Below are 23591 nucleotides of genomic sequence, written 5' to 3'. Positions count from 1 at the left end.
GGGCGGGCGTCCTCTCCCAGCGCGCGGAACTCCGCGAGCTGCCGCGGGGACACACCCAGGTCGCCGGCTTCCGGCCGGGCCGGCCCGAAATCCGGGTCGGTTTCGGCCCGGTGCCGGGTGAATCCGTCGATCAGCGCGTCACGGGTGTCCGCCGCCATCCGGCCGAGCCGCTCGACCGCCGCCGGATCGGCGATACGGGCCGCCTCGACGGCAGCACTGTCCTGAGTGGACAGACGCTGCCGGAGCTGTTCGTAGGTTTCCTTGGCCGGGATGTCCCCGGCCGGGTCGATACCGGCGAACGCGAGGCTCGCGAAGCTCCTCGCCAACCCGGGATCGAGGTCCGTCGTGGCGGCGATGTACCGCGAAACCTGCCCCGTCCAGGTCCCCTCGTCCGCGTGGGTTCCCGCCAGGTTCCACTCCGTGGACGAGGTACCGGCGGGGGCCAGGTCGTCGGTCACCAGCGTCAGGTTCGCATCGAACACCGCGACGTCGCCGGCCTCGGTATCCGGCCGGCCGGCCCGCTGCCGCAGGACCGAATCGACGTCGAACGGAACATCGCTTTCGAGCGCGTCGAGCCGGACGAAGGTGTTCTGCCCGAGGAAGGACACGCTCCGCGGATCGACATCCGCCATCGCCTGCCGGACGGCGAGGTCCATCAGCGCGGTCGCCTTACCGATGGCGTCGTCTTCGGGGTAGGTGAGGTAACCGCCCCCGACGACCTCCGGCGGCCGTTCCCCGTTGTTCCACACCACTTGGTCGACGGCGTCGAACAGCGGCCCGCTCCTGGTGTTCAACCAGCCGGGAGCGGCATCTCCGGTGTGCAGGTACACCTGGTTGCCATTGCCCGCGGCACGGATCTGATCGGCGAGGTCCGCGGTCATCGGGTTCCGCGCGAGCACGGTCCGGGCGAGATCCTGCGGCACCGCGTCCAGGCCATCCGGGTGATCCCAGGTGAAGCCGGTGACGGCGACCGGGAACGTCGCATGCTGCGGCCACTCGGCTTTGAAATCCTGGATTTTCTGCCGGATCTCCGGCTCGCTGCCGCGACCGCCGCCGACGCCGATCACGAGTGCGAAGCGGCCCTTGTGCGAGCCGGCACCGAACCCGCCGGCGTACTTCCGGACGATCGCGGCGAGATCGTCGGTAGCCGACGCCGGGACCGTCGCGACGATGCCCACCGCGTGCTTGCCGGCCTCGTCGCGCTCACCGAGCGAACCGATCACACCGGTGTCCGGGACCGGCTCGAAGCCGAACTCCGTCAAGACCTGCTGGAGCGCGGCCCCGTCCTGGTCCGGCTCCGGCGTCTCCGGGGCCGGCGACTCGGGGATTGGCGGTGTGGCCTGCTCCGGCGGCACTTCCTGGTATGCCCACACGAACCCGTCGGTACTGCGCTCACCTGGTGTCGTCCCGGCGTCCGAGGTCGTCCGTGAAGCGATGATCCCGAAATCGCGCGACCGCACGACATCCCAGTCGCGCGGCGACATCGTGTCCGCGGTCGACATGCGGGTCAGGTTCTGCGGGCTGTTGGCCCACGCCACGTCGTCGTCGCTGAGCGACCGCGACGGCGACCCGTCGGCGGTCTGGTCCCACGGCCTCTGGACACCCACGATGCCCCAGCGACGCGACCGGACGACACTCCAGTCCAGGTCGGGCAGCGCCCCGTCATCGCCGTCCGAGTCGTAGAGACGCGGCGGCGGTCCCTCCGCGGCCGGCTCCCGCGGCGCCTGGTCCGCGGGCCCCGGTTCGCCGGGACGGGACAGCCCGGCAGGCGCCGGTTCGGCCGCGCGCGGCGAGTCGTCGGTGCGCGGCGCTTCGGCAGGTGCCGGGTCCGCCATCGGCGGCCGGGCCCCGAACCGTCCCCTGAGCCGCTCGAGCACCCCCGGCTTGCCGACCAGCTCCGGCGGCCGGTCCCAGTCGCCCTCCGTATACCGCGGCGGCTCGTCGCCGGCATCGGTATACCGCGGCGGGCCGGAGTAATCCGGATCAGGCAGCGGCAGGAACTGCCCGGCCGGCAGATCCGGCAACGGCATGAACCACACCGGCTCGTCCGAGCCGCGCAGATCAGGCGACTCGCCGGTGACCCCGTCGAAGAAGTCGACCAACCCGGTCCGCGGGTTGTGCAGGACGTTGATCGCGTGACCGACACCACCGGTACGGCCCAGCGTGATCACCACACCCTGGCTGCCCACCGGCCGCTGCTCCATGAACTCCCGCAGACCGTCCGCACCCCCGGCCACCGGCCGCACCAGCTCACCCGTCAGCTGCTCCAGCGCCGCTGTCGGCGCCGGACCGTCCACCGCGGGGGCCGGGAAGACGTCGGCGGGCAGCCCCTCCGCCAGCGCCTTGATGGCGTTCGCGGTCTGGACCACCGCGGCCAGGCAGTTCAGCAGGTAGTCGAGCAGACCGTTCTTGAGCCCATGCTCGTAGTTGGCCCGGTTGATCCCGGCCAGTGGCGGCAACGCGAAGTCGGCGTACCCGTGCTTCGCGAACTCCGCGGCATACGACGCGCCCGCCTCAGCCATCCGGGCATCGTGCGTCAGCTTCGCCCGCAGCGGCTCGATCAGGTCGCGGACCACACCGTCATCGGGGATCCGGTCCAGGTTCGCGAAGGTCTGGCCCATGTTCCGCAGCCGGCTGTACAAAGCCCCGCCGAGCGGCACATACGGCCCCATCCCGAGGCGCTGCCGCTGGCGCTGCGCCCACGCCGGGTACTTCGCCACGACATCCGCCAGCATCGGACGGCCATCCGGGTCCCGGCGCAGATCCGGCGTCGACTGGATGAAAGCCGCGATGTCTCGCGGATCGGCCACCGTCTTGACCGAAGCGATGAACATGTCCCGCGCCGACATCAGGTTCGCTTCGCGGTCCATGTTCACGAGGTCGGCGGGAAGCCGCTGGATGGACCGGGTCAGGCCGAGAATCGTCGGCAGGTTCTCCTCGCCCAACAAGTCGACCAGGTCCCGCAAGCCCATCGCGACGAACCGGCCCCCGGGCCTCAGATGCTGGAACTCCGCACTCGCGTCGGCGACGTAGGCCGGTACTCCGTGCTCCGCCGCCCAGGTCCGCAGCGGCTCACTGTGCGGGGTCAGCTTGACCAGTTCATCCGGCTTGAGTGGATTGGCCAGCAGGAACTGGTTCAGCTCGCTGCCCGTCAAGGCCAGCCGCGCCATGGCGTAGTGGACATCCGCGACGAAGTCGGCCGGGTGAGAGCTGGCCTCGAAGGAGGAAGCCAGGACTCGCGGCTGCACCCCGACACGGGCCGACACGTCCGAAGCCTCGGCGAAGGAAGTCAGGAGGTGGTTGGCGAGGTCCCCGATGCCCTCGGGGAACCCACCGAGGCTGATGCTCAGCTGCGCCAGCTTCTCCAGCTGCTGCGGGGTGGCCTTGAGCTCGCCCGACTCCTCCAGTGCATCGACCATCCGGCTGTAGTCGAGGACCGGGTGCGTGCGCACCCGGGTGGCGAGCGCGACGTCGTCCCAGCCCAGTCGCGGCGCCCACCGCCGCACGACCTCGTCCGTCAACGGCTCCCGATGCGGGTCGACGATCGCCCGCGCCGCATCCCTCGGCATGTCCAGCAGATCCGCCAGACCAGGGCCGTCCGCATTGCGTGCCGCCGCGTCATTGCGCAGGGCTTCGTCGAGCATCGCGATCGGGTCGTTCGGCGACAGTCCCAGGTGGTCACGCAGCCGATGCGCCCACGCCGGATACGCCGTCACCGACGCCGGGTCGACCGTTCCATCGGGGCCGCGGACATCGGTACCGGTCGCCCGGACGAATGCCGCGACGTCCGCCGGATCGGATTTCACCGGTACGGCCAGGTCCAGCATCTCGCCCGGTGTCACGCCGATCTTCCCGGCCGCACCGGCCAGATCGCCCGGTGCCTTGCCGCTCACCCGCGTCAGCCGCAGCACGTCCCGCAGCCTGCCGGTCCCCGCCGCCTCGACCGCCCGCGCCAGCTCGTCCCGGCCGATCCCCACGTCGACGCGCAGGTCCCGGAATTCCGCCTGGTCGCGCAGGGACTGCGCCGGGTTCGGCCCGGTGACGTTCTCCCAGTCGAGCGCACGGTCGTGGCCCACCCGGATGCGGTCCTGGTTCACCGCGGCGGCCAGGTAGTCCGTCCGGACCCCGTTGTCCTTACCCCACTGCCATGCCGCATCGATGAGCGGGCTGCCGCTCCCGTCACGGAGGCCTGCCACGGTGTCGGACAGCTCCGGCAGCGTGGACTGCCGGTCGTGCAGGAACCGGTGCAGGTCCCGCTTCGACCAGCCCAGTCCGGCGGCGACCTCGGCCACGAGGCTGGGATATGCGGCGGCGAACGGGGGCGGATCGGCCTCCGGGGTTCCCGGCGACGACTGCCCGGACGGCGCCGGACGTTTCGCCGCCCACCGGGGATAAGCCTCCGCCGCCTGCGTCTGGTCGACGGCGCCGTCCGCGTCCCGGATCGTGTCGCCCCGCGACCGGATGAACTCCGCGACCTCGGGAGGAGCCGCCTTGAGCGAGCCGGACAGCTTGAACAGCTCCCCCGCCGGCATCCCGGCGATTCCGGCGAGCCGGCCCGAGTCCCGCATCCAGCCGGCGAGCTGCTCGGGCTCCGGTTCCATGGTCGCCACGAACCGGGAGACGTCCTCGGGTGCGCTCCAGTCCAGCCGCGCGGCGAACACCACGAGGCGATTGCGGATCTCGTCGCCAAGGGCGACCAGCCCCGGGGTGACCGCGGTCGGGATGACGCCGTAGGAGGTCTCGGTCAGATCCTTGAACGCCACCAGCGCTTGCGGATCAATCCCCCTGTTCTGGGCGAGGAAGAGCGCATTCGCGGCGGACAGGTCCACCTTGGCGGCCGGCCCCGCGAAATCGGAGACGATCCGGCCCAGATTCCTGCTGACCGACGCCAGCATGTCGAAGTACACGTTGTTCAGCGGGTGGCCCATCTCGTCCATGGCCGCGACGAGCTTGCCGAAGTCGAGCCAGCGCATCGTCTCGCGGTCGTTCAGGACTTCGGCCAGCTGCCCGCCGATCCTGTCGTTCTGGTTCACCAGCCAGGGCCGCCACCGCTGCGTTACTTCCGCGTCCAGCTGACGGCGGAACGGTTCGATCGTCGCGCGCGCATCCCGGGACGACATGTCTTGCAGCGTCGCGAAACTCTGCTCGTTCGCGGCCAGACGCCGGAACACCGACGCGAGCGAATGGTTCGCGCCCAGATCCAGATGTTCCCGCTGCCGGCTCGCCCATTCCGGATACCCGGCGACGACCGCCGCGGGATCGACCTGCCCGTCGTTGCGCACGCTGTCCCCGCTGGACCGCACGAACGCGTCGATATCCGCCGGATCGGCCAGCAGCGTATGGGCCATGTCGAACAACGCGGCCGGGGGCACGCCGAGCGTCTCGGCCCGCCCGGCGAGGTTGTCCGGCGACCAGCGCGCCACCATGGCGAGCTTCAGGATGTCCGGCAGCCGGTCGATGCCGAATTCGTCCAGCGCCTGCCGTAGCCCGTCCTCGGTGATGAGCGTGTCCGCGGCCGGCTGGAACATCGTGGGGAGGTTGGCGTTGGCCGCGAGCACACGGTAATCCGTGGCCACGTCATGGGTTTCCGCCCAGTGCCGGGCGGCCGTGACCGCCTGGTCCACCGGCGAATCCAGCCATGGCGACGCGTTCTCCGGGCGGGCCAGCGCCGCGTCCAGCTCCTCCAGCGACTGCCGGCTCGCCCGGGTGTCCGCGATGTACCGGTACACGTCGGGGCCGGCCCAGCCCAGCCGTTGGGCCAGAGAGTTCACCAGCCAGACCTTGTCCGGCCCACTCAGCTCGATGGTGTGCCGCGCCGCATCCTCGTCAGGCAACCCGCCGTCGCGCATCGCGGCTTGGTCGTCCTCGTCGTACCGGAGCAGATCGATCAGCTCGGGGAACGGGCGCAGTCCGTCGGGGTGGGCATCCAGGACCTTGGCCGCGTGGTACAGCCTGCTGACCGGTACGTCCAGCTCACGTGCCACCTCGGGCAGACGGTCCACGCGAACGCGGTTGTCACGGCTGAATTCACGCAGCTCGGCCATGTCATCGCGGGTCTGCTCCCGGCCCAGTTCGGGCAGCAGCTCCCAGGCCTGCGCGTGATTCAGCCACGGCGCCTCTCGTTCGTCCGTCTCGAGCGCCTCGTCGGTGATCCCGATCTTGTCCGTCAGCCGGTACCGCTCGAGCTGCCGCACGGCTTCGTCGGCGGAGGACATGGCGTCGAGGTGGGTGAATGTCCGGTTCCTGGCCTGCAGCGTCTCGAACACACTCGCGATGGACTCGTCGTCACGCAGGCGCAACCGCTCGCGTTGCGCCCTCTCCCAATCCCGGTAGCCGGCGGCGGCCGCGTCCACCAGGTCCTGCGCGCCGGCGCCTGCCTTGGCGTTGTAGGACATCATGAAGGCGCGGATGTCCATCGGCTCGGCGCGCCGTTGCAGGGCGACATCGAGCATCTGCTTGGCCGTGATGCCCAGCAGCTCGTCGCCGTTGATGGAGCGCAGCAATGAGTAGGGCATCTCGTCGAGCATCTGGCTCAACGCGATCACCGAAGCTTCGTGCTGGTAGCCGACTTCCCGCACGATGTAGTTCAGGTCGCCCCGGTCGTACCACGGCTGGCCGCTGATCGCGCTGACGTCGGCGCGGACCGGAACTTCGACGCCCGCGGCGTGGCCCCAGCGCCTGGCGTCTTCGACGAGGGCGCTGTCGTCGCCCATCAGCTCCGACGACGGCCGGCGGTCGGCGAAGAAGTCCCAGGCCGTCTTCGTGTCCCAGCCGACCTCGTCGGCCACCAGGTTCACGCGATCCAGCACGCGACTGCTGGGAGTGGACTCCTCGGAGTCCGCATCGCTGTCGTCGGACCGTTCCGAACTCGTCTCCAGGCCCTCGAGGTCGGACTCGTCGAAGAGCGCCAAGGCTCCCTGACGGCCGCCGTGCTCGCTCGCGGCCGGTGACTCCTCGATTTCCGCTGGATCGATCTCGCTCGACTCGGGCCGCGCGTCCTCGTCGTCCGGCGCGTGGCTCGAGCCCGACTCGGAGTCCGCATCGTCAACGACGTCCGACATGTGGATGGAGCTCGACTCGGACGCCGCATCCTCATCGTGAGCCGCCGGACCGCTCTCGGGGTCGCCCGCCTGCGAACCGTCATCCGAGTCGGAGCGGGTCTCCACATTCGGATCGATCCGGCTCGATTCGGACCGCGCGTCCTCGTCGACGGCCGCCGAGCCGCCCTCGCTCGCGCCCGAATCGGAACTCGAATCGGAACTGTCACTCGACTCGGAACTGGTGTCGGAACGAGCGCGTTCCGCCGCGCGGTCACGCAGGTTCTGCAGGAGCTCCCCGAACTGCAGCAGCCCTCGCGGCACGGCCTTCAGGCGCGCCGCCTCGGCGAGGAATTCGGCGGGGGGTACATCGGCTTCCCGCGCCACGTCCGCGAACTCGTCGGGCAGCCGCTTCAGCGCACGGGTGAGGTCCGTCAGGTTACGGAAGGCGGTGCTGCGCGCGTCCTCATTGATGTCGGACAGCAGATCGAGCCCCTGACGGACAGTGAGCCCCGGCGCCGCGTCGAGGAACCGCAGCACATCCGAGGGCGCCGGCTGCGGGGCCTGCTCCGCCCACCACGCGCTCATCCACCGGTCGGCTTCGGTGGCATCCAGCCCGTCCGCGCTCTTGCTGAACAGCCAGAACAGCCACGACGGCCGCACCGGTTCGCCTGCGGCGACGTCGAAGTTGTTCTCGACGTGCTTCCGCAGATATCCGGCGAGCTCGTTCGCCCCCAGCTTGCCCGCGCCGTATTCCGGGGACCGCAGGATCGGGCCCAGCCACGTCAGGTACCGCGGGTTCGTCCCCAGCGCTTCGGCGAGCCCGAGCAGATATGCGGGATCGACCCCGGCCTGCTCGGCCTGCTGCAGCAGCCGGACCGGAACCGTGCCCAGCTGCCGGCTGACCCGCTCGACGTCCTCGGCCGGCAGCTTGACCTCGTCCTCGGCGGCCAGCCTGGCCCGCTCCTCCTCGGAGAGGCCGGCCCTCTCTTCGTCGGACAGCGGTGACTTGGCCAGCTTCCGCACGTCGTCCTGGGCGAAGTCCACCGGATTCGTGAACCGCTCCGGGGCCACCCCCAGCCGTTCGGACCAGGCACGCAACTGTTCCGGCGAGAGATAACCCGTCGCCTCGCCGGGCGCCCGCGTTCCGACCACTTCGTAGTCCGGCAGGGCAGTCTCGGACCCGCTGAGCAGAGCCGTGACCAGGGTCTGCTCAGCGCCGTCGGCCACCCCCGCGAACCGGCCCGGCCGCTGGTGATGCCACGCGGCGAGGTCACGGGCGAGATCGGCTTCGTGCGGGACCTCGCCGACGCGACGGATACGGCCAGGGTCGTACGGCTCGATCGGGTTGCCCGGCTCCACGCCGGCGCTGCGGAACCGGCGCAACAGGCCCGCATAGGCCTGCGCCCGGTCGCTTTCGCGCTGGTCGGGCGTGTCGGCGAGGAAGGCCGCGGCCAGCGCGCGGAAATGCGGGCCGGACCGGGTCATCGCCGCCAGCACGGTCGCCGGGAAACCCAGCCGCGCGCTGACCGCGGCGTAGCGATCGAGATCGACGTTCTGCGGTGCCAGGTCCAGCCGGAGTGCGCGCACGATTTCCGTCGCCTGCCGGGCCGGGGTGTCCAGCGTCCGGAACTCGGGATGTGCCTGGGCGCGCCGGAAATCGTCCCGCATCCCGACGAGATCCTCGGGCCGCGCGACTTTCAGCTCACGCGCCACTTCACGCAGCACGCCACCGCCGGGCAGGTTCAGCAGTCGCGCGAGTGAGTCGAAGTCACGGGCTTCCGCATACCGCTGCGCTTCCCCGGCCAGGCTCAGGTGGTGGTCGACGAGATCGGCGGGCAGGTCATGCAGCAACTCCCACGACACCGCACGGCGGCCACCGAACGACTCCGCCACCGGCAGGTCGTTCGCGCCCCAGCCGAGGCGGTTCGCCACCCCGGTCAGGAAACCGATGTCCTCCACCGAGCGCACACCGTGTGGCCGCAACCGCCGGCGCAGCCCGTCGGCGACCTCCGCACCCGTCAGCCCCTCGGCACCGGCCATCCCACCCCGGGCGAGCGCTTCCCGGATCAGACCACTCAGCGGGCCGTTGAGCACCTTCGAGCCGATCAGTTCCTCGTAGCCCAGCCGCTCGGCGAGCCTCGGCAGCACGCCGTCGGCCAGTTCCCCGATCCGCCGGGAGAGGTCGAGCGGCGCCATCCCGAAACGCACCGACAGGTCGACGACTTCGCTCGGCGAAACGCCCCACTGCGAAGCGACGAACCGTGCCACCGGCGGGCGGGTATCGCCGTTCAGGGCACGGAATTCGGCCAGCCGCTGCGGCGGCACACCCAGTGCGTCGGCGTCCGCATGGGGCTGCGGGCCGCCCTGTTCCGCGTTGTCGGCCCGGTACCCGGACAGCCCGTCGACCAGCGCGTCGCGGGTGTGCAGCGCGAGCTGGATGAACGACTTGACCGCGTCCGGGTCCGCGCGGCGGGCCCGCTGGATGGCGTTGCGATCCGCGACGGGAAGGTTCAGTTCCAGTGAAACGGGGCCACGCGGGAGCAACGTTTCCCGGGTCCCGTCGATGTCCTGGAACGCCATGTTCGCGAAAGTCTTCGACAACGCCGGGTCGAGCTTCGTAGTAGTGGCGGCGATGTGACTCGCGATCCGGTCGGTCCAGGTCGCCTTGTCCGCAAGGCTGCCGGGCACGTTCAGCACGTCGGAGGGGACGCTGTCGCCACCGGTCCGCACGGCCAGGTTCGCGTCGAATACCGCGATGTCGCCGTCGTCGGCCTGCCAGCCGGCGGCGCGATCCCGGATCACCGAATCGCCGTCGACCGGGATCCCGGTGTCGTCGACACGGACGAAGGTGTTGCGCGCGGGGAACGGCAGCATGCGCGGGTCGGCGTCGGCCATCGCCTGCCGCACCGCGAGATCGAGCTGTGCGGCCATGTTGGCGACGTCGCCGTCCTCCGGGCGTGCCAGATGGCCACCGGTGATGACTTCGGGTGGACGGCCCGGGTTGGCGCTGGTGGGGTCCTGCGGGAGGAGCCCCCCGCCGGCCACCTCGGGCGGCACGCGGTTGCTGTTGCCCACCACCGCGTCCACGGCGTCGAACAACCGGTCGCCTTGGGTGGTCAGCCCTTCGGCGTCCCCGCTGTAGTGGTACACCGGGTTGTCGCCGCCGGCCCGGCGGATCATCGTGGCGAGCTGTGTGGTGAGCGGGTTGCGGGCGAGCACCTCACGAACCAGGTCCGGCGGGGCGGCCGGGCCGTCTTTCCAGGTGAAGCCCGAGACGGCGACGGGGAAGGTGCCGCTGCGCGCCCATTCGGTGGCGAAGTCCCGGATCTTCTGGTCGATCTGGCGCGCACCGCCACGCCCGCCGCCGAGCCCGATGACCAACCCGAAGCGGCCGCCGGGCGCTCCCCCGGCGAAGCCCTCGGCGTACTTGCGGGCGATGGTGAGGAGATCGTCGGCGCTGGAGGCCGGCACGGTCGCCACGATGCCGACGGCCTGCTCGTCCCCGGGCGCGCGGTCACCGAGGGGCTGGAGGAAGCCGGTCTCGGCCACGGTCGCGAACCCGAAGTCCCGCAAGGCCCGCTGGAACTCCGGGCCCCCGGCGCCCATGCCCGTCCCGGTGTCGCCGGCGCGCGTATCGGCGGAGCCTGCGCCACCCCACCCGGTCGTCGCGGGGTCGCCCTGCGCCCGCACCGGGAACCGCCCCTGCCGGACAGGCCGCCCCGACCCGGCGGGGTCCGGCTCACCCTCAGCGCCGGTACGAGAGCGGCCCGACCCGGCGGGTGCAGCGTCACCCGAACCGGGGGCACCGGAACGCCCCGAACCAGCGGCAGCCGACTCACCCAAACCGGCGGCGGCAGGACGCCCCGAACCGGCGGGTGCGGCCTCATCCGAACCGGGGGCACCGGAACGCCCCGAACCAGTGGCAGCCGACTCACCCAAACCGGCGGCGGCAGGGCGCCCCGGACCGGTGGCGGCGGGGGCTTCCGAGGCGGCAGGTGCGGGCGGGTTCTGCGTGGTGCCGCGCTCCTCCTGCAGGAGCGCATGCAGCTGCACGTTGCGAACGTCGAGCCCACGCGCCGCCCTGGGGATGCCCGGGATGGTGATCGGCGTGCCCGCCGCCGTCAGCGCACGGTGCCGGTTTTGCAGAGCCGTGTAGTCGGCGGGCGACAGCCTCCGCAGCGCCTCCTCCGCCGAGGTGACCCGGACGGGCCACGTCCTCATGAGCGCATGCAGCTGCACGTTGCGGACCTCGAGTCCACCCGCCGCCCTGGGGACGCCCGCGATCCTGACCGGGGTGCCCGCCGCCGTCAGTGCACGGTGCCGGTTTTGCAGAGCCGTGTACTCCGCGGGCGACAGCCTCCGCAGCGCCTCCTCCGCCGCGGCGACCCGATCGGCCCACGGCTCTTGCGAGTCGAGCGGTGTCCAGCCTTCCTCATCGGCTCGCGAGCGACCCCGGTCGCCCGACGGCTGCCGGCCCCCATCGCCGGCGGAGCCGCCGCGCTCGCCCGCCGAACGGTCCCGCGCACCAGAGGAATCATCCTGGCCACGCGAGGTGCCGCTCCGGTCGCCGGAAGAATCACCCTGGCGACGAGACGAACCGTCACGCCCGCCCGAGGAACCGCCGCGCTCACCCGACGAATCGCCACGGTCGTTCCGGCTACCGGAGGAGCCGCCCTGGCCATCGGGGGCACCACCCCGGTCGCCCGACGAACCACCCGGGCCGGAACCGTTCCGGCCACCCGCGTTGCGCGAGCCGGAAGCACCGGGCGCCGCGCCGTCTTCGTCATCCGACGAGTCATCATCCCGGCGCCCCGACGGCGTCCCTGCCTGGTCGTCAGCAGGCGACTCGGGGCGCGATCGAGCCTGCTCCCCTGCCGACTCCCGAGGGGCCTCATCGCCGGCCGGAGCATCCCCGGCCGACCGGCCGGCCCGGCCGGTACCCGAGGGCCCCTCGCCGGCATCGTCGAACTCGTCGGCGAACCGGACCCGCTTCGGCTCCCCGCTACCCACCGACAAGCCGTCGCTGTTGGTCTTCCTGAGGGCACTGCGCGGCGGGCTATCGTCGCCGATCCGGACGACGAGCCCCTCCGGCCGGGTCGGGGGCGGGCTGGGCCGCGTCCTCCTCAGGTCGGTGGTGGGCTCGCCGGCATCCGAGGATGTCCCAGCGGGCCGCCCACGCTGCGCGGGCGACTCGCCCCGAAGCCGCTGCACCTGCTTGGTCAGGTTCTGCAGCTCGATCGCCGTGGCATCGCGTTCCGCCCGCCGCTGTCCCAGCGTGTTCGTCGCGATTATCGAACGCAACTTGGCGATCGGCGAGCGCTCCGCCGCCCGGTCGGCGTTGGCCGCCAGCAGGGCCGCCTGCTCCACCAGGCGGTTGCGTACCTCGAGATCCTTGGCGACCGCGTTGAGCTTCGCGCTTACCGGGGCGACCGGGTCGCCATCCGCCGACCGGGCCGGCAACGCGTCCGGGTTGTGCGCCATGCCCCACGCCCGTGCCGTGTCCAGCCGCTGCTCGGCCCGTTCCAGCCGCACTTGGGAGGCCTTGCTGTCCTTCGTCGCGATCTCGAGCTCGGCGCGCAGCTCGTGGAGCCGCCCGATGTTCTCCCTGGTCGGGGAGTAGTAATGCTCCCTCGTCGCGATCCAGAGCTCGTCCTCGACGTCATGGAGGCCGTCGGCGTAGACGGCGGCCTCCTCCTTCGCGTCCGCGAGCTGTCGCTGCAGCTCCGCCGTGGTGTGGGCACGCAGACCTTCGATCGAGGCTTCCTGCTCGTACTTGCGAGCGACTTCCACGTCGTACTTCGCCTTGGCGTCCCACCAGTTGGCCTCGGCTTGCTCCTCCCGCTGCACCGCCTCGAGCCGCTGGTTCGCCAACCGTGCGTACTCGTCGACCAGCTGGCGCGGCGGCACCGCGATCGGCTCGTTGAGTGCGGCGGCCAGGTCTCTCCTGGCCCTGCCCACCTCGGTCGCGGCGGCGACGACCCGCCGGCGAAGGGCGGCGACGCCCGCTTGGACGACGGCCCTATTCGGCGACGACGAAGCCAGGCGGGCCAGCTGCCCGAGTCCACTGGTGAGCGTTTGCTGTACCGCGGCCTTGGCCTCCTCGGCCTTTTTGATCCTGTCCGGACCGGTCCGGACGATCTCGTCGATCTTGTGCTGCTTCGCCGCGGTGTCGTCCTCGGCCTTGTCGAGCGCCAGCCCCGCCAGCCTGAGCGCGTTGTCGTGACCCCGTCGCGCCCGGACCGCGTCGGTCCACTCCTCCTTCCGGTCGTGCATGTCCTTCGCGGCGTCCTTCAACCGCTGGGGCAGCGTGTCACCGGTCAGCTCCTCGGCGACGCTGTTGGGCATCCGCACCCCGACGCCGTCGGTGAAACGGAACCGCTCGCCTGCCACGAATTCGTCCGGCTTGGCCGCCTTGGCGACGACGACCGCAACCTCGAGGTCGGCGAGCCGCAGCTGGCTGAGCCCGTCCGGGTTGGCCGTGGGTTCCTTGCTGGTCGGGGTCTCGATGTAGTTGTAGCGCCGCTGCCCCGACTGGGTCAGCTTCATCGACTCGGGCGCCGCGATGGCCTTCGTTTCGGACAGCGTGGTGACGATGTTGCTCTGCCCGGCGACACGGTCCCCACGTTTGTCGGCCCCTTCGGGGTGCAGCGTGCCGGCGAAGAGGGGGGCGGTGGGGTCGTTCATTTCGAACGTGTTGCCGCTCGAGGTCTCCGAGACCGACCTGTCCCGGATCCGGTGCCGCTCGTCGACCTTCGCGTCGCTGAGGCTGGCGAACCGCGAGTTGTTCAGACGGACGTGGAACTCCAGCGTGGCGCCCGTCTTGGTGGGCAACGGAATCTTGACACCCTCACTGATCAGGGTGGCGAGCTTCGACTTCTCCATGGCCGGGGTGATGGCGGTGTCCAGCGCTCGCTCGATCGCGGAGTCGAGCCGGAAGCCGGTGCTGGTCTTGTGGACCTTCCCGATCTTGATCTGCGGGTGCAGCAGCGACGCCTTCACCAGCTGTTCGCGAGCCGACTGTTTCCACGCCTCCACGTCGTGGAAAACGTGCTCGGCGAACCGGTCGCGCTCCCCGGGCAGCTTCGCGGTGGGGGTGCCGTCCGCGAAATAGTCACGCCAGCGTTCGAGCGCCGACCGGGTGCGCTCTGCCGCCGGTATCGGCTGGTGCTGCTCCTCGAAGCCGAACTGGCCGCTGCGCGGGGCGGGGAAGGACAGCTCCGGCAGCTGGGTGAAGGTCGCTTCCCTGGTATCGGTGACGGAGGCGAAGGTCCGGCCGTTGCGGGTGATGCCCGCCGTGAGGTCGAACTTCCCGCGGAACGCCGCGAGCGGCCCGGACACTTCACCGAAGGTCTGCTCTTCGTGGGAATAGGTGTATTCCTTCAGCCTTTGCCGGTTACCAAAGGTGTTCTGGACCGACTGGCCGAGTCCGAAGCCACCCACGGGCGGGCCCTGGCCCTTGGTCGGCAACGGCTCGCCCGCGGCGAATTCGTTGACCCGGTTGAACCGGAGCAGACCGCGCACGGTCGTGGTGATGCTCGCCAGTGTCCGCCCGCGCCGCCTGGTGATCTTGTAGTCGACCAGGCCACGGTTGGTGACCTTGTGCTTCTCCAGGTGCTCGATTTTGTGGAATTCCGGGTCACGCAGATCCGCGCTCAGTGTGAGGTCGTAGGTGTGGCCGGTGAGCCGGTCGGTGAGCCGGATCGGGTCCACCCTGCGGCCGTTGAGCAGGTGGTGCATCTGCCGGTTGACGTTGCTGAAGAACGCCCTGGCCTCGCGGGTGTTGTCGTTACCACGCTCGATGAGGTACTCCGGCAGCAGCCGGTGCGCGACCTTCTTGTCGCCGAGACTGGTTTCCAGCTGCGTGCGCAGGTCCTTGATCACGTTGTGGAGGTCGATGCGTTCAGTCACCCCACCAAGACCCAGTGACGGCCTGACGGCGCCGCCGGGGCGCAGTGAAGCCGGCACCGGAATGCTCCGCTTGGGTTTCCCGGGCTCCGGTTCCGGGTCGTTCTCGAAGACGCGATGGACGTCCTCGCCGAACATGTCCCACGCGGACGACACGGGGTCGTCGTCGAAGAGGTGGTCGAGATCGTCGCCGAACAATCCCTTCCACGCCTCGGGATCGGCACGCACCTCGGCCCGCTGCTCGTCGGTCATCGCGGTGAACAGCTGCTGCCGGGTCAGCGGAGCCACGACGGGAACGGTGATCTCGCCCGCGACCCGGTTCGGTCCGCCGCGGTCGAAGCCGAGCGTGGTGCGCTCGAGCTGTCCCACGCCCTTGACCTTGACCGCGAGTTTGGTGAGGATCCGGGGCTCGGGCAGGCCACCGGTGTTGAGCCGCTCGGACGAGCTGAGCCCGGTCTCCCTGCTCTGCGCCATGTCCACGTTGGGCGCGGTGACGCTCGCCATGATCTGCCCGAGGACACCGGTGTTCGTGTGACCGCCGCCACCGCTGTGGCCGCCGCCTTCGTCGCCGCTGCCGTAACCGCTGTCGTTGTCCCCGCCGCCGTGGCTGCCGTTGCCCGCGTCGCCGAAAATGGGGTTGCCCTGCGTGCTGGACGGGGTCAGCAGTATGGCCGTCTGCCACCTGGCCGACGCGCCCGATCCACTGCCCTGCTTGGTGCCGATGAACGAGATCTGCTCGGCGTTGATCTGCTGGTGTTCCCTGGTGATGCGCAGGAGCTCGTCGGGCGAGATGTCGAGCCCCGCCACGGTGGGGTGGAAGGACAGTTCCACGGAACCGTTGAGCTTCGTCACCCTGCGGTCATGGTCCAGACCATCGATCACGTGGGTCCGGGTGAACAGGCTAGGGTCGGCAAGGAGACCCTCGTCGTTCAGCTGTTGGGTGATCGCCTCGCCGATCTTCGTCATATCGGACTGGAAGATCGGGTCCGGGGTCGATTTCTTGTCGAACATCGACGCCCCGGTCAGCAGATCCCTGAGCATCTGCCGGATCTCCGGGACCCCCTCGAACGAGAGGACCTCGATGTTGTCGAACACGTGCGGCGCCGCTTCCAGCGGGTCAGGACCGGCCGGCCTCATCGCGTTCGCGGTGAACGGCGCGATCGGCTCCGGGGGCGACGGCATCTTGTCCTGGACCAGTGAGCCGGGAATCCTGAACCGCAGCTCGGTCTTCCGGGTCAGCGCCTTGGCCGGCAGGTGCTGGGTCAGGTCCACGACCTTCGGGGCGTCCAACCCCGGCTTGAAGCTCGGCAGGAAGGCCCGGAGCCCCCGGTTCTGTTTCACCGATGCCTGCACGCCGACCTCGAAGTCGATGTCGGCGAGGAACTGGTGCATACCAGCCGGCCCGAGCTTGCCCTCCTTGCTGAGGTTGTCGCCGCGTTTGATCTCGATCCAGTTCGACTGCTGGTTCGTGACGGTCGAGGACTTGGACCTGCTCCAGGTGAACGCCGGCCCGGTGACGAACGTCATCGGCAGGTGCCGGACCTTGCCGACCAGCGCACGGAACTGCGGGAGACCCAGCGCCACCATCCAGTCACGGGTCGCCGTGGTGGTGGTGTTCTCGGTTTCCTTGAGGCGCAGTGTGCGGGCCGCACTGTCGTCCGTGATCGGGTCGCCGTCACGGATGTTGGACATCCTCCCCTTGATGGTGACCTTGAAGCGGTAGTTGTGTCCGAAGCCCTTGCGCTTCATCACGATCTTGAGGCCGTCTTTGCTCGTGATCACGTTGATCAGCGCGGTGATTTCACGGTCGGACAGCCGGGTCTTGAGCATGTCGTCACGCGAGAGGATGTCCGCGATCTTGGGCGAAAGATCCTTGGCCAGTTCCGGATCGTCGAAGTTCTGCAGGAACTTGTTGGTGCTCAGGTACCACGATCGCCGCAGCTCGGCCGGGATCTCCCGCAGCATGGGCACGACTGTTTCGTAGAACCAGATCTCGTCGGCGCGGGAGATACCGTCGGCCCGGCCCGGCAGGTATCCGTTGTGTTCCATGGTGCCAGGGCCGAAGTTCTCGCGGCGGTCACCGGACCGGAACACCGGCGCTTCGGCCTCGTGGATGAGATCGGCCAGGTTTTCCAACGGAGCGTGGAAGTAGCCGGTCACCGCGCCGCGGACCGGCTCGCCGTCCATCCCGATCGGGCGGACCTGTAGCTCGTAGACGACCTGGTATGCCCGGTTGTCCTCGCTGTGCGCAAAGAAGTTCTTCTTCGCGACGGCGCGGTTGGTGGCTCGCGAGTGGGTGCTGCCGATGTTGCCACCCAACGAGGCACCGCCGGTCAGGGTCGCGGCTCCGACGTCGACCCCGAAGCCCCCGAACACCTCCACGGCGGGCTTGAGGACGGTCTTCTTCTCGTCGCCGACCTCGACGTGGGTCCGGTCGCCGTCGGTGACGGTCCGCTTCGACTCCACGTCCATGCGAACCCACCGGGGCACCAGGCGCGCCTCGACCTGGGTGGACCGGGTGAACAGCTCGAGCCCGCCCTTGTTGCGGCCCCGGTAAAGGGCCGGTGACCGGACCCAGCCGCTCTGGGGGTGGGGGTTCCGCGTGGTCGTCGCCAGCTCCCGCTGGTGCACGGTGAGGAACTGCTGGCTGAGGAACTGGTTGAGCAACTCCCGGCCGTGGGAGCCGATCGCCAGCGCCTTCCCGTACCGGTCGCCGTACCGCGTGGCGAGCCGGTCGGCGATCTGCTCGAAGAAGGTCGTGCCGTCCGGCGCCGGGTGCACCACGAGGGCTTCGATGCCGTATTTGCGCGGCAGTTCCTCGGACGGCTCGATGCGGTAAATCCCTAACCCGTTGAGCTCGTTCTCGTCGCCGAGCTTGACCTGGTCGACCTCACCGCTGCTGGCATAGTGGAGGACCTCGATCGCCGGGTCCGGCTGCCGTGCCCCGTCGAGCGGGACCTTCAACTCGATCTTGCCGGTCCGGGTGACCTCGCCCATTCCGTTGGTGTTCTCGGAGACCACCCGCGTGCCGTCCTCGTGGAACAGGACCGCGGTGACCTTCAACGGAACCTGGACCTTGTGGGACTTGCCGAGGCCGACTTCGTAGGAGTTGCCGAATTCGCCCTTGAGGACCTTGTCGTGCTGCCGGTCCCGGCCGTACGGCACGCGGGCGGTGACCGAAACCGCGGGCCCGGGAACGGAGAAGTTGCTCAGTGTCTGGGTAAAGGCGAAATCGCGCCAGGTGCGGTGGTTGAAGGCGGTCTTCTTCTTGTCCTTCGCCTTCGAGGTCCGCGCGCCGACATTGGCCTTGTCCGTGGGGTCGGTTTGCAGGTACTCCCAGTCGGCCTCGGTGCGCAGCCACAGCTCGTACTTGCGGCCGTCCTTGGTGGTGACCGCGAGCCGCTCGCCCTGACCGAGGTAGCGCAGCGGGCTGGCGTCCAGCATGTCCTGGCGGGTCGCCTTGAACCGGTCCAGGTACGACTTGCCGTCCGGGAAACCCTTCCAGCTTTTGACGCTCGGCGCGATGTCGCCCAGCATGTCCCGCAGCGATACCGGGTCGATGGTCCTGATCAGTTCGCCGGGCCCGAGCTTGTCGATGGCCCCACCGGAACGGTTGTAGAGCAAGTAGTCGGGCAGGTTGTCGAGGATGTAGTCCCGGGTGATCTCCGGCTCTGGCGGAGTGGGTTCCTCATCGGGCGCTTTGCCCTTGCCCTTGTCACGGGGGGGCTCGCTGGTGATGGAGTCCATGAAGTGCTGCGGAACATCGCTCAGGTCCTTGCCGGCTTGGGCGAGACTGCGCTTGAGCGACTCGAGCCGCCGGTTCGTGCCGGGCGACCCGTCTTCCGGGGCGGCACCGATGCCCCTCGCGGTGTTCGTGCCGATCGGGATGCCCGGGCGTTCGTACGCCATCGCGTCCCTGATGTGCTGCGGGGGCTCGGGCCTGGTGTTGCCCGGTTCGAGCCCGAAGGCCTTCCGCACCTGGCCGATCCGTGCCTGCTCGTCCGGCCTGCCGAGCAGGCCGGATCCGCGGAAGTCTTCCGTGCGTGGGGGGGTGGGCCCCAGGCCGAGGGTCTCCCGGAGTCGCGCGATCCGCCCGGCCTCGTCGGCGGCGGTACGGGACGGAGCCGAGCGGGACGAGCCGCCGCCCGAGGATGCGGAGCCGGGCACGACTTGCAACGGGGCACCGCCTGGCAGGCCGTGGAAGTGCGGAAGGCCGAGGTCCTTCCGCAGCATCGTGCCTTCGATCTTCGTGTCGGTGACCGCCTTCTCGGTCGGACCGTCACGGCGAATGTCCCAGCCGTCGAGGAGTTTCGCGCTCAGCACCGCGCGGATGTTGGTGAGGAGCGCGTACTGGGCCCGTGGTGCGCCGATCTTCTGCGCGTCGGAGGCGCCGAGCAGGTCCTTGGCTAGCTCCATCGCCTTCTCGACGCGGTCCGCCGGGGCGCTGCCCAGTTTGGCCTGGGCGTCCGCGACGCGGGCCTGCCACTTGGGCGAGTCCGCCGGGTTTTTCTTGACGCCGTTGTGGAAGACCTCGCCGAGTGGGTCGTCGGCCAGCCGCAGCGGTTCTTGCACGGCGTCCGGTAGCGGGACGTAGGGCCGGCCTCCGCCGCCCCCGGCCCCGTGCCCGGCGCCGCCATGTCCGGCGCCGCCGCCACCACCGCCGCTGCCGCCGGTCCGTGCGGGCTGCTCCGCCGGATCGGCGGCCAACGGATGTGGCGGCGGGACGGGACCGCCGTCGTGGTTGGCCGCGTCGTCGCGGTGCGCTGCCGGGGCCTCTGGCCCCCCATCGGTAGCGGGCCGCCCGAGGGCGTTGGCACTGGCATCGGGCCGCGACACGGGAAGGCTACGCGGCCCGTCCACCGCGGGCGCCTGCGACACGTGCGGGCGGGAGGTATCGGCGGGTGCTTGCGGCCCGTGCGGGCGGGGGGCGTCGGCGGCCGGGACCTGCGGAGCTTGTGGCCGGGAGGAGTCGGTGGACACCTGCGGGCGGGAGGAGTCGGCCGGCGCTTGAGGTGTCTGGGGCCGGGAGGAGTCGGCAGGTGTTTGCGGGGTCTGCGGCCGGGAGCCATCAACAGGTGTCGACGGGCGCGAGCCATCCACCGGGGTCGACGGGCGCGAGCCATCCACCGGGGTCGACGGCCGGGAGCCATCCGCAGGTGTTTGCGGGCCGCGCGGAGGCGGGCTGTCGGCGGGAACGGAACTCCGATCGGGTATCCGCGACCGGTCGGCGGGTGCCTGCGGTGCGGAACTCCCATCGGTCCCACGCGGCGCCCCATCGCCCGGCTTGAGTGGCGGGGCATCCGCAGGCCGCGGCGCGGCGCTATCAACCGGACTCGCCGGCGGCGCATCAGCCGACTTCGGCGGAGTCCGATCGACGGGGCTCGCGGGCGGCGTATCGGACGATCGCTGCACACCATTCCCGCCCGGCTCCACCGGACTACCAGGCCTACTCGACGGCGGCGTCAACGACTGACCATCCGACCGCAACGATGAACCCGACTCCTGCGGCGGCGTCAACGGACGACTGAAATTCCGCGCCGGCGAACCCGACGGCGCATCAGCCGACTTCGGCGAAGTCCGATCAACCGGACCCGGCGACGAATCCACCGGCTTCTGCGGAGTCCGTTCGACCGGACTCGCCGGCGGCGTATCAGCCGACTTCTGCGGAGCCCGATCGACAGGACTCGCGGGCGGCGTAGACCCCTGACCATCCGCCAACGAACCCGAACCAGGCGACTGCGTCAACGGACGACTGAAATTCCGCGGCGACGGACCCGACGACGAATCCACCGGCTTCTGCGGAGTCCGCTCAACCGGGCTCGCCGGCGGCGTATCAGCCGACTTCGGCGGAGTCCGATCAACTGGACTCGACGACGACGAATCCACCGGCTTCTGCGGAGTCCGCTCAACCGGGCTCGCGGGCGGCGTATCAGCCGACTTAGGCGAAGTCCGATCGACAGGACTCGCGGGCGGCGTATCGGCCGACCGCTGCACACCATTCCCGCCCGGCTCCACCGGACTACCAGGCCTACTCGACGGCGGCGTCAACGACTGACCATCCGACCGCAACGACGAACCCGACGGCGCATCAGCCGGCTTCTGCGGAGCCCGCTCAACCGGACTCGCCGGCGGCGTATCAGCCGACTTCTGCGGAGCCCGCTCAACCGGACTCGCCGGCGGCGTATCAGCCGACTTCTGCGGAGCCCGCTCAACCGGACTCGCGGGCGGCGTCGACCCCTCGCCACCCGCCAACGAACCAGACGACTGCGTCAACGGACGACTGAAATTCGGCACCGACGAACCCGGCGACGACACGCCAGCCGGCTTCTGCGGAGCCCGCTCAACCGGACTCGACGACGACGAATCCACCGACTTCGGCGAAGTCCGCTCAACAGGACTCGCCGGCGGCGTCGACCCCTCGCCACCCGCCAACGAACCAGACGACTGCGTCAACGGACGACTGAAATTCGGCACCGACGAACCCGGCGACGACGCGCCAGCCGGCTTCTGCGGAGCCCGCTCAACCGGACTCGACGACGACGAATCCACCGACTTCGGCGAAGTCCGCTCAACCGGACTCGCCGGCGGCGTCGACCCCTCGCCACCCGCCAACGAACCAGACGACTGCGTCAACGGACGACTGAAATTCGGCACCGACGAACCGCCCGAGGCCGCAGGCCGAGCCGACGGGCCGTTGCCATTCGAGGCGCTTTCGTTCGATGGGCCACCCGACAGCGCGGACGGCTTGGCCGGGGGACCACCCGCCTGGGCCTGGGCCTGGCCGCCGGCCTGGGCCTGGCCATTCGTCAGGCCGCCCTGCTGCGCCGACTCGCCCTTCGGGCTGCTGAGGAAGTTGGTGAGGCTGGGTTGTGAGGACACCTGCGGCCGCTGCCCCAGACCGTTCGTGCCGCTACTCTGCGAGCCGCCTTGCTGAGCCGTGGACCCCTGCGAGCCACCGTCGCTCACCAGCTTCGACGGCGCAAAAGACGGCCCGCCCTCGACGGCCGGGCCGTGCGTGAAGCCCTTCCCGAGCGGGTTTGCCTGCTGCTGCAGCTGGCTGAAACCCTTACCGATCGAACTCGGCGACTGCTGCAGCGAGTTCTCCGCCGGAGCAACCTTGAATGGGCGCCCCTCCGATACCGTCACCGGCCGGGCGCCCACTCCATCACCGAGCCCCAGCTTCTCCGGATCCACCTGTAGCGACGGACGACCCAGCGCCGCCAGATTGCCCAGCTTCCCCAGCCCACCGGCGGACAGCTTGAGCCCATCCGCGATGCTGTGCCCCGGTTGGACCGTCGGTTTCAACCCGGTCAGATCACCCAGTTTCAACCCCAGGTTCTGCAACTTCAAATGCAGATTCAGCCCGCCACCGGCGCCCTGGGACTTGCTGAACATGCCCAACAGACCCGACCACACCGCGTCCTTGGGCTGCGGCGGCTGTTTACCCGCCTGCTGCCCCGGTTCCGGGAACCACTTCGCCCCCAGGTCCCCGATCGGGTCCTGAATCTGGTTGATCAGCGCGTTGGCCCCCGCACCACCGATGGCCATCTGCCACCCGGTGTAGCCCCAGTCCTTCAGCGCCCCGCTACCCAGCTTGAACTTCCGCAACGCCTCCTTCGACATTCCCCGCGTCGACACCGCGGTGATATCGGCCCGCAGCCCCTTGCTGAGAATGTCGATTCCTCGCGCCAGCCCACGGCCGAGGCCGAACATGCCACCGCCGACGAACCCCAGTACCGCCGCGGAGAACAACCCCTGCTTATCGACGTGGTCGCGGATCTTGTGGCCGTCCTTGGTCCGGCCCTTATCGATCTGATACTTGTCGATCGCCGCGGACAACCCACCCATCAACGCGGCACCGAACGCCCCGTACTTGGCGACGTCCTTCCCCAGCTGCCAACCACCCCGCGCCAGCAACGCCGCGTTCTGCTTGGTGAAGACGGTCTGCCCCAGCTTGTAACCCAAACGCTTCGCGGCCTCGAACCCGCCGCGCATCAGCGCCTGCAACGCCTCCTTGCTGATCGCGTTGGTGGCGATCTTCCCGCCGACGTTGCCGCCGACCTTGCCCGCGACCTGGCCGCCGATCCGGCCCCCGATCTGCAGCGCACCCTTCTCCGTCAGCAACTTCAACGCCTGACGGGTCATCAACTTCATGGCGAGCTGCTTGAACGCGAACTCCATCATCTTCTGCGCCAGCTCACGCAGAAGTACCCCGATCCCCACCCGGGCAGCGGCGAGCACGCCGGGAATGAACGGGGAGCCGAACAAACTCGCCGCGAGCTCCGCGACCATCGCCATGGTCATCGCCGCCATCGCGCCGATCATGATCTTGGTCTTCTGGATCCCCGCCGCAGCCTGGATCAGGGCATTACCCAGCTGATCGGCACCCTCGATCAACTGGTCCAGGTTGTCCGCGACATCCTTGGAGTAAGACGAATAGATATCATCCGCCGTCTTACCCTGCATCGAGTCGCGAATCTGGTTGGCGCCCTGCTGGTAGGCCTCCTTGGCCTCCTGCAACGCCTTCTTGAACCGCAGCCAACGGTCACCGGAGTCCTTGAGGTCGTCCTCGTCGCCCTCGGGCCACTCCATGCCGAGCGTAACCTTGAGGAACTTCTGCAGCTTCGGCGACAAATGGTGCGGCAC

1 protein-coding gene (cut by a window edge) is annotated in these 23591 nt (G+C 69.9%); it reads right to left on the bottom strand.

Annotated elements, in window-relative coordinates; all coding sequences use genetic code 11:
- Positions 1-23591: part of a toxin glutamine deamidase domain-containing protein coding region (locus GKO32_RS15700; RefSeq protein ID WP_246243842.1), annotated on the bottom strand (this coding region is incomplete at its 3' end). The annotated region extends 64940 nt beyond the left edge of the window; the window shows 23591 of its 88531 annotated nt.

The organism is Amycolatopsis pithecellobii (assembly GCF_009707865.1).
Taxonomy (GTDB): domain Bacteria; phylum Actinomycetota; class Actinomycetes; order Mycobacteriales; family Pseudonocardiaceae; genus Amycolatopsis_E; species Amycolatopsis_E pithecellobii.
Note: the sequence above shows the minus strand (reverse complement) of the source record. Positions and strands in the feature narration are given on the sequence as shown.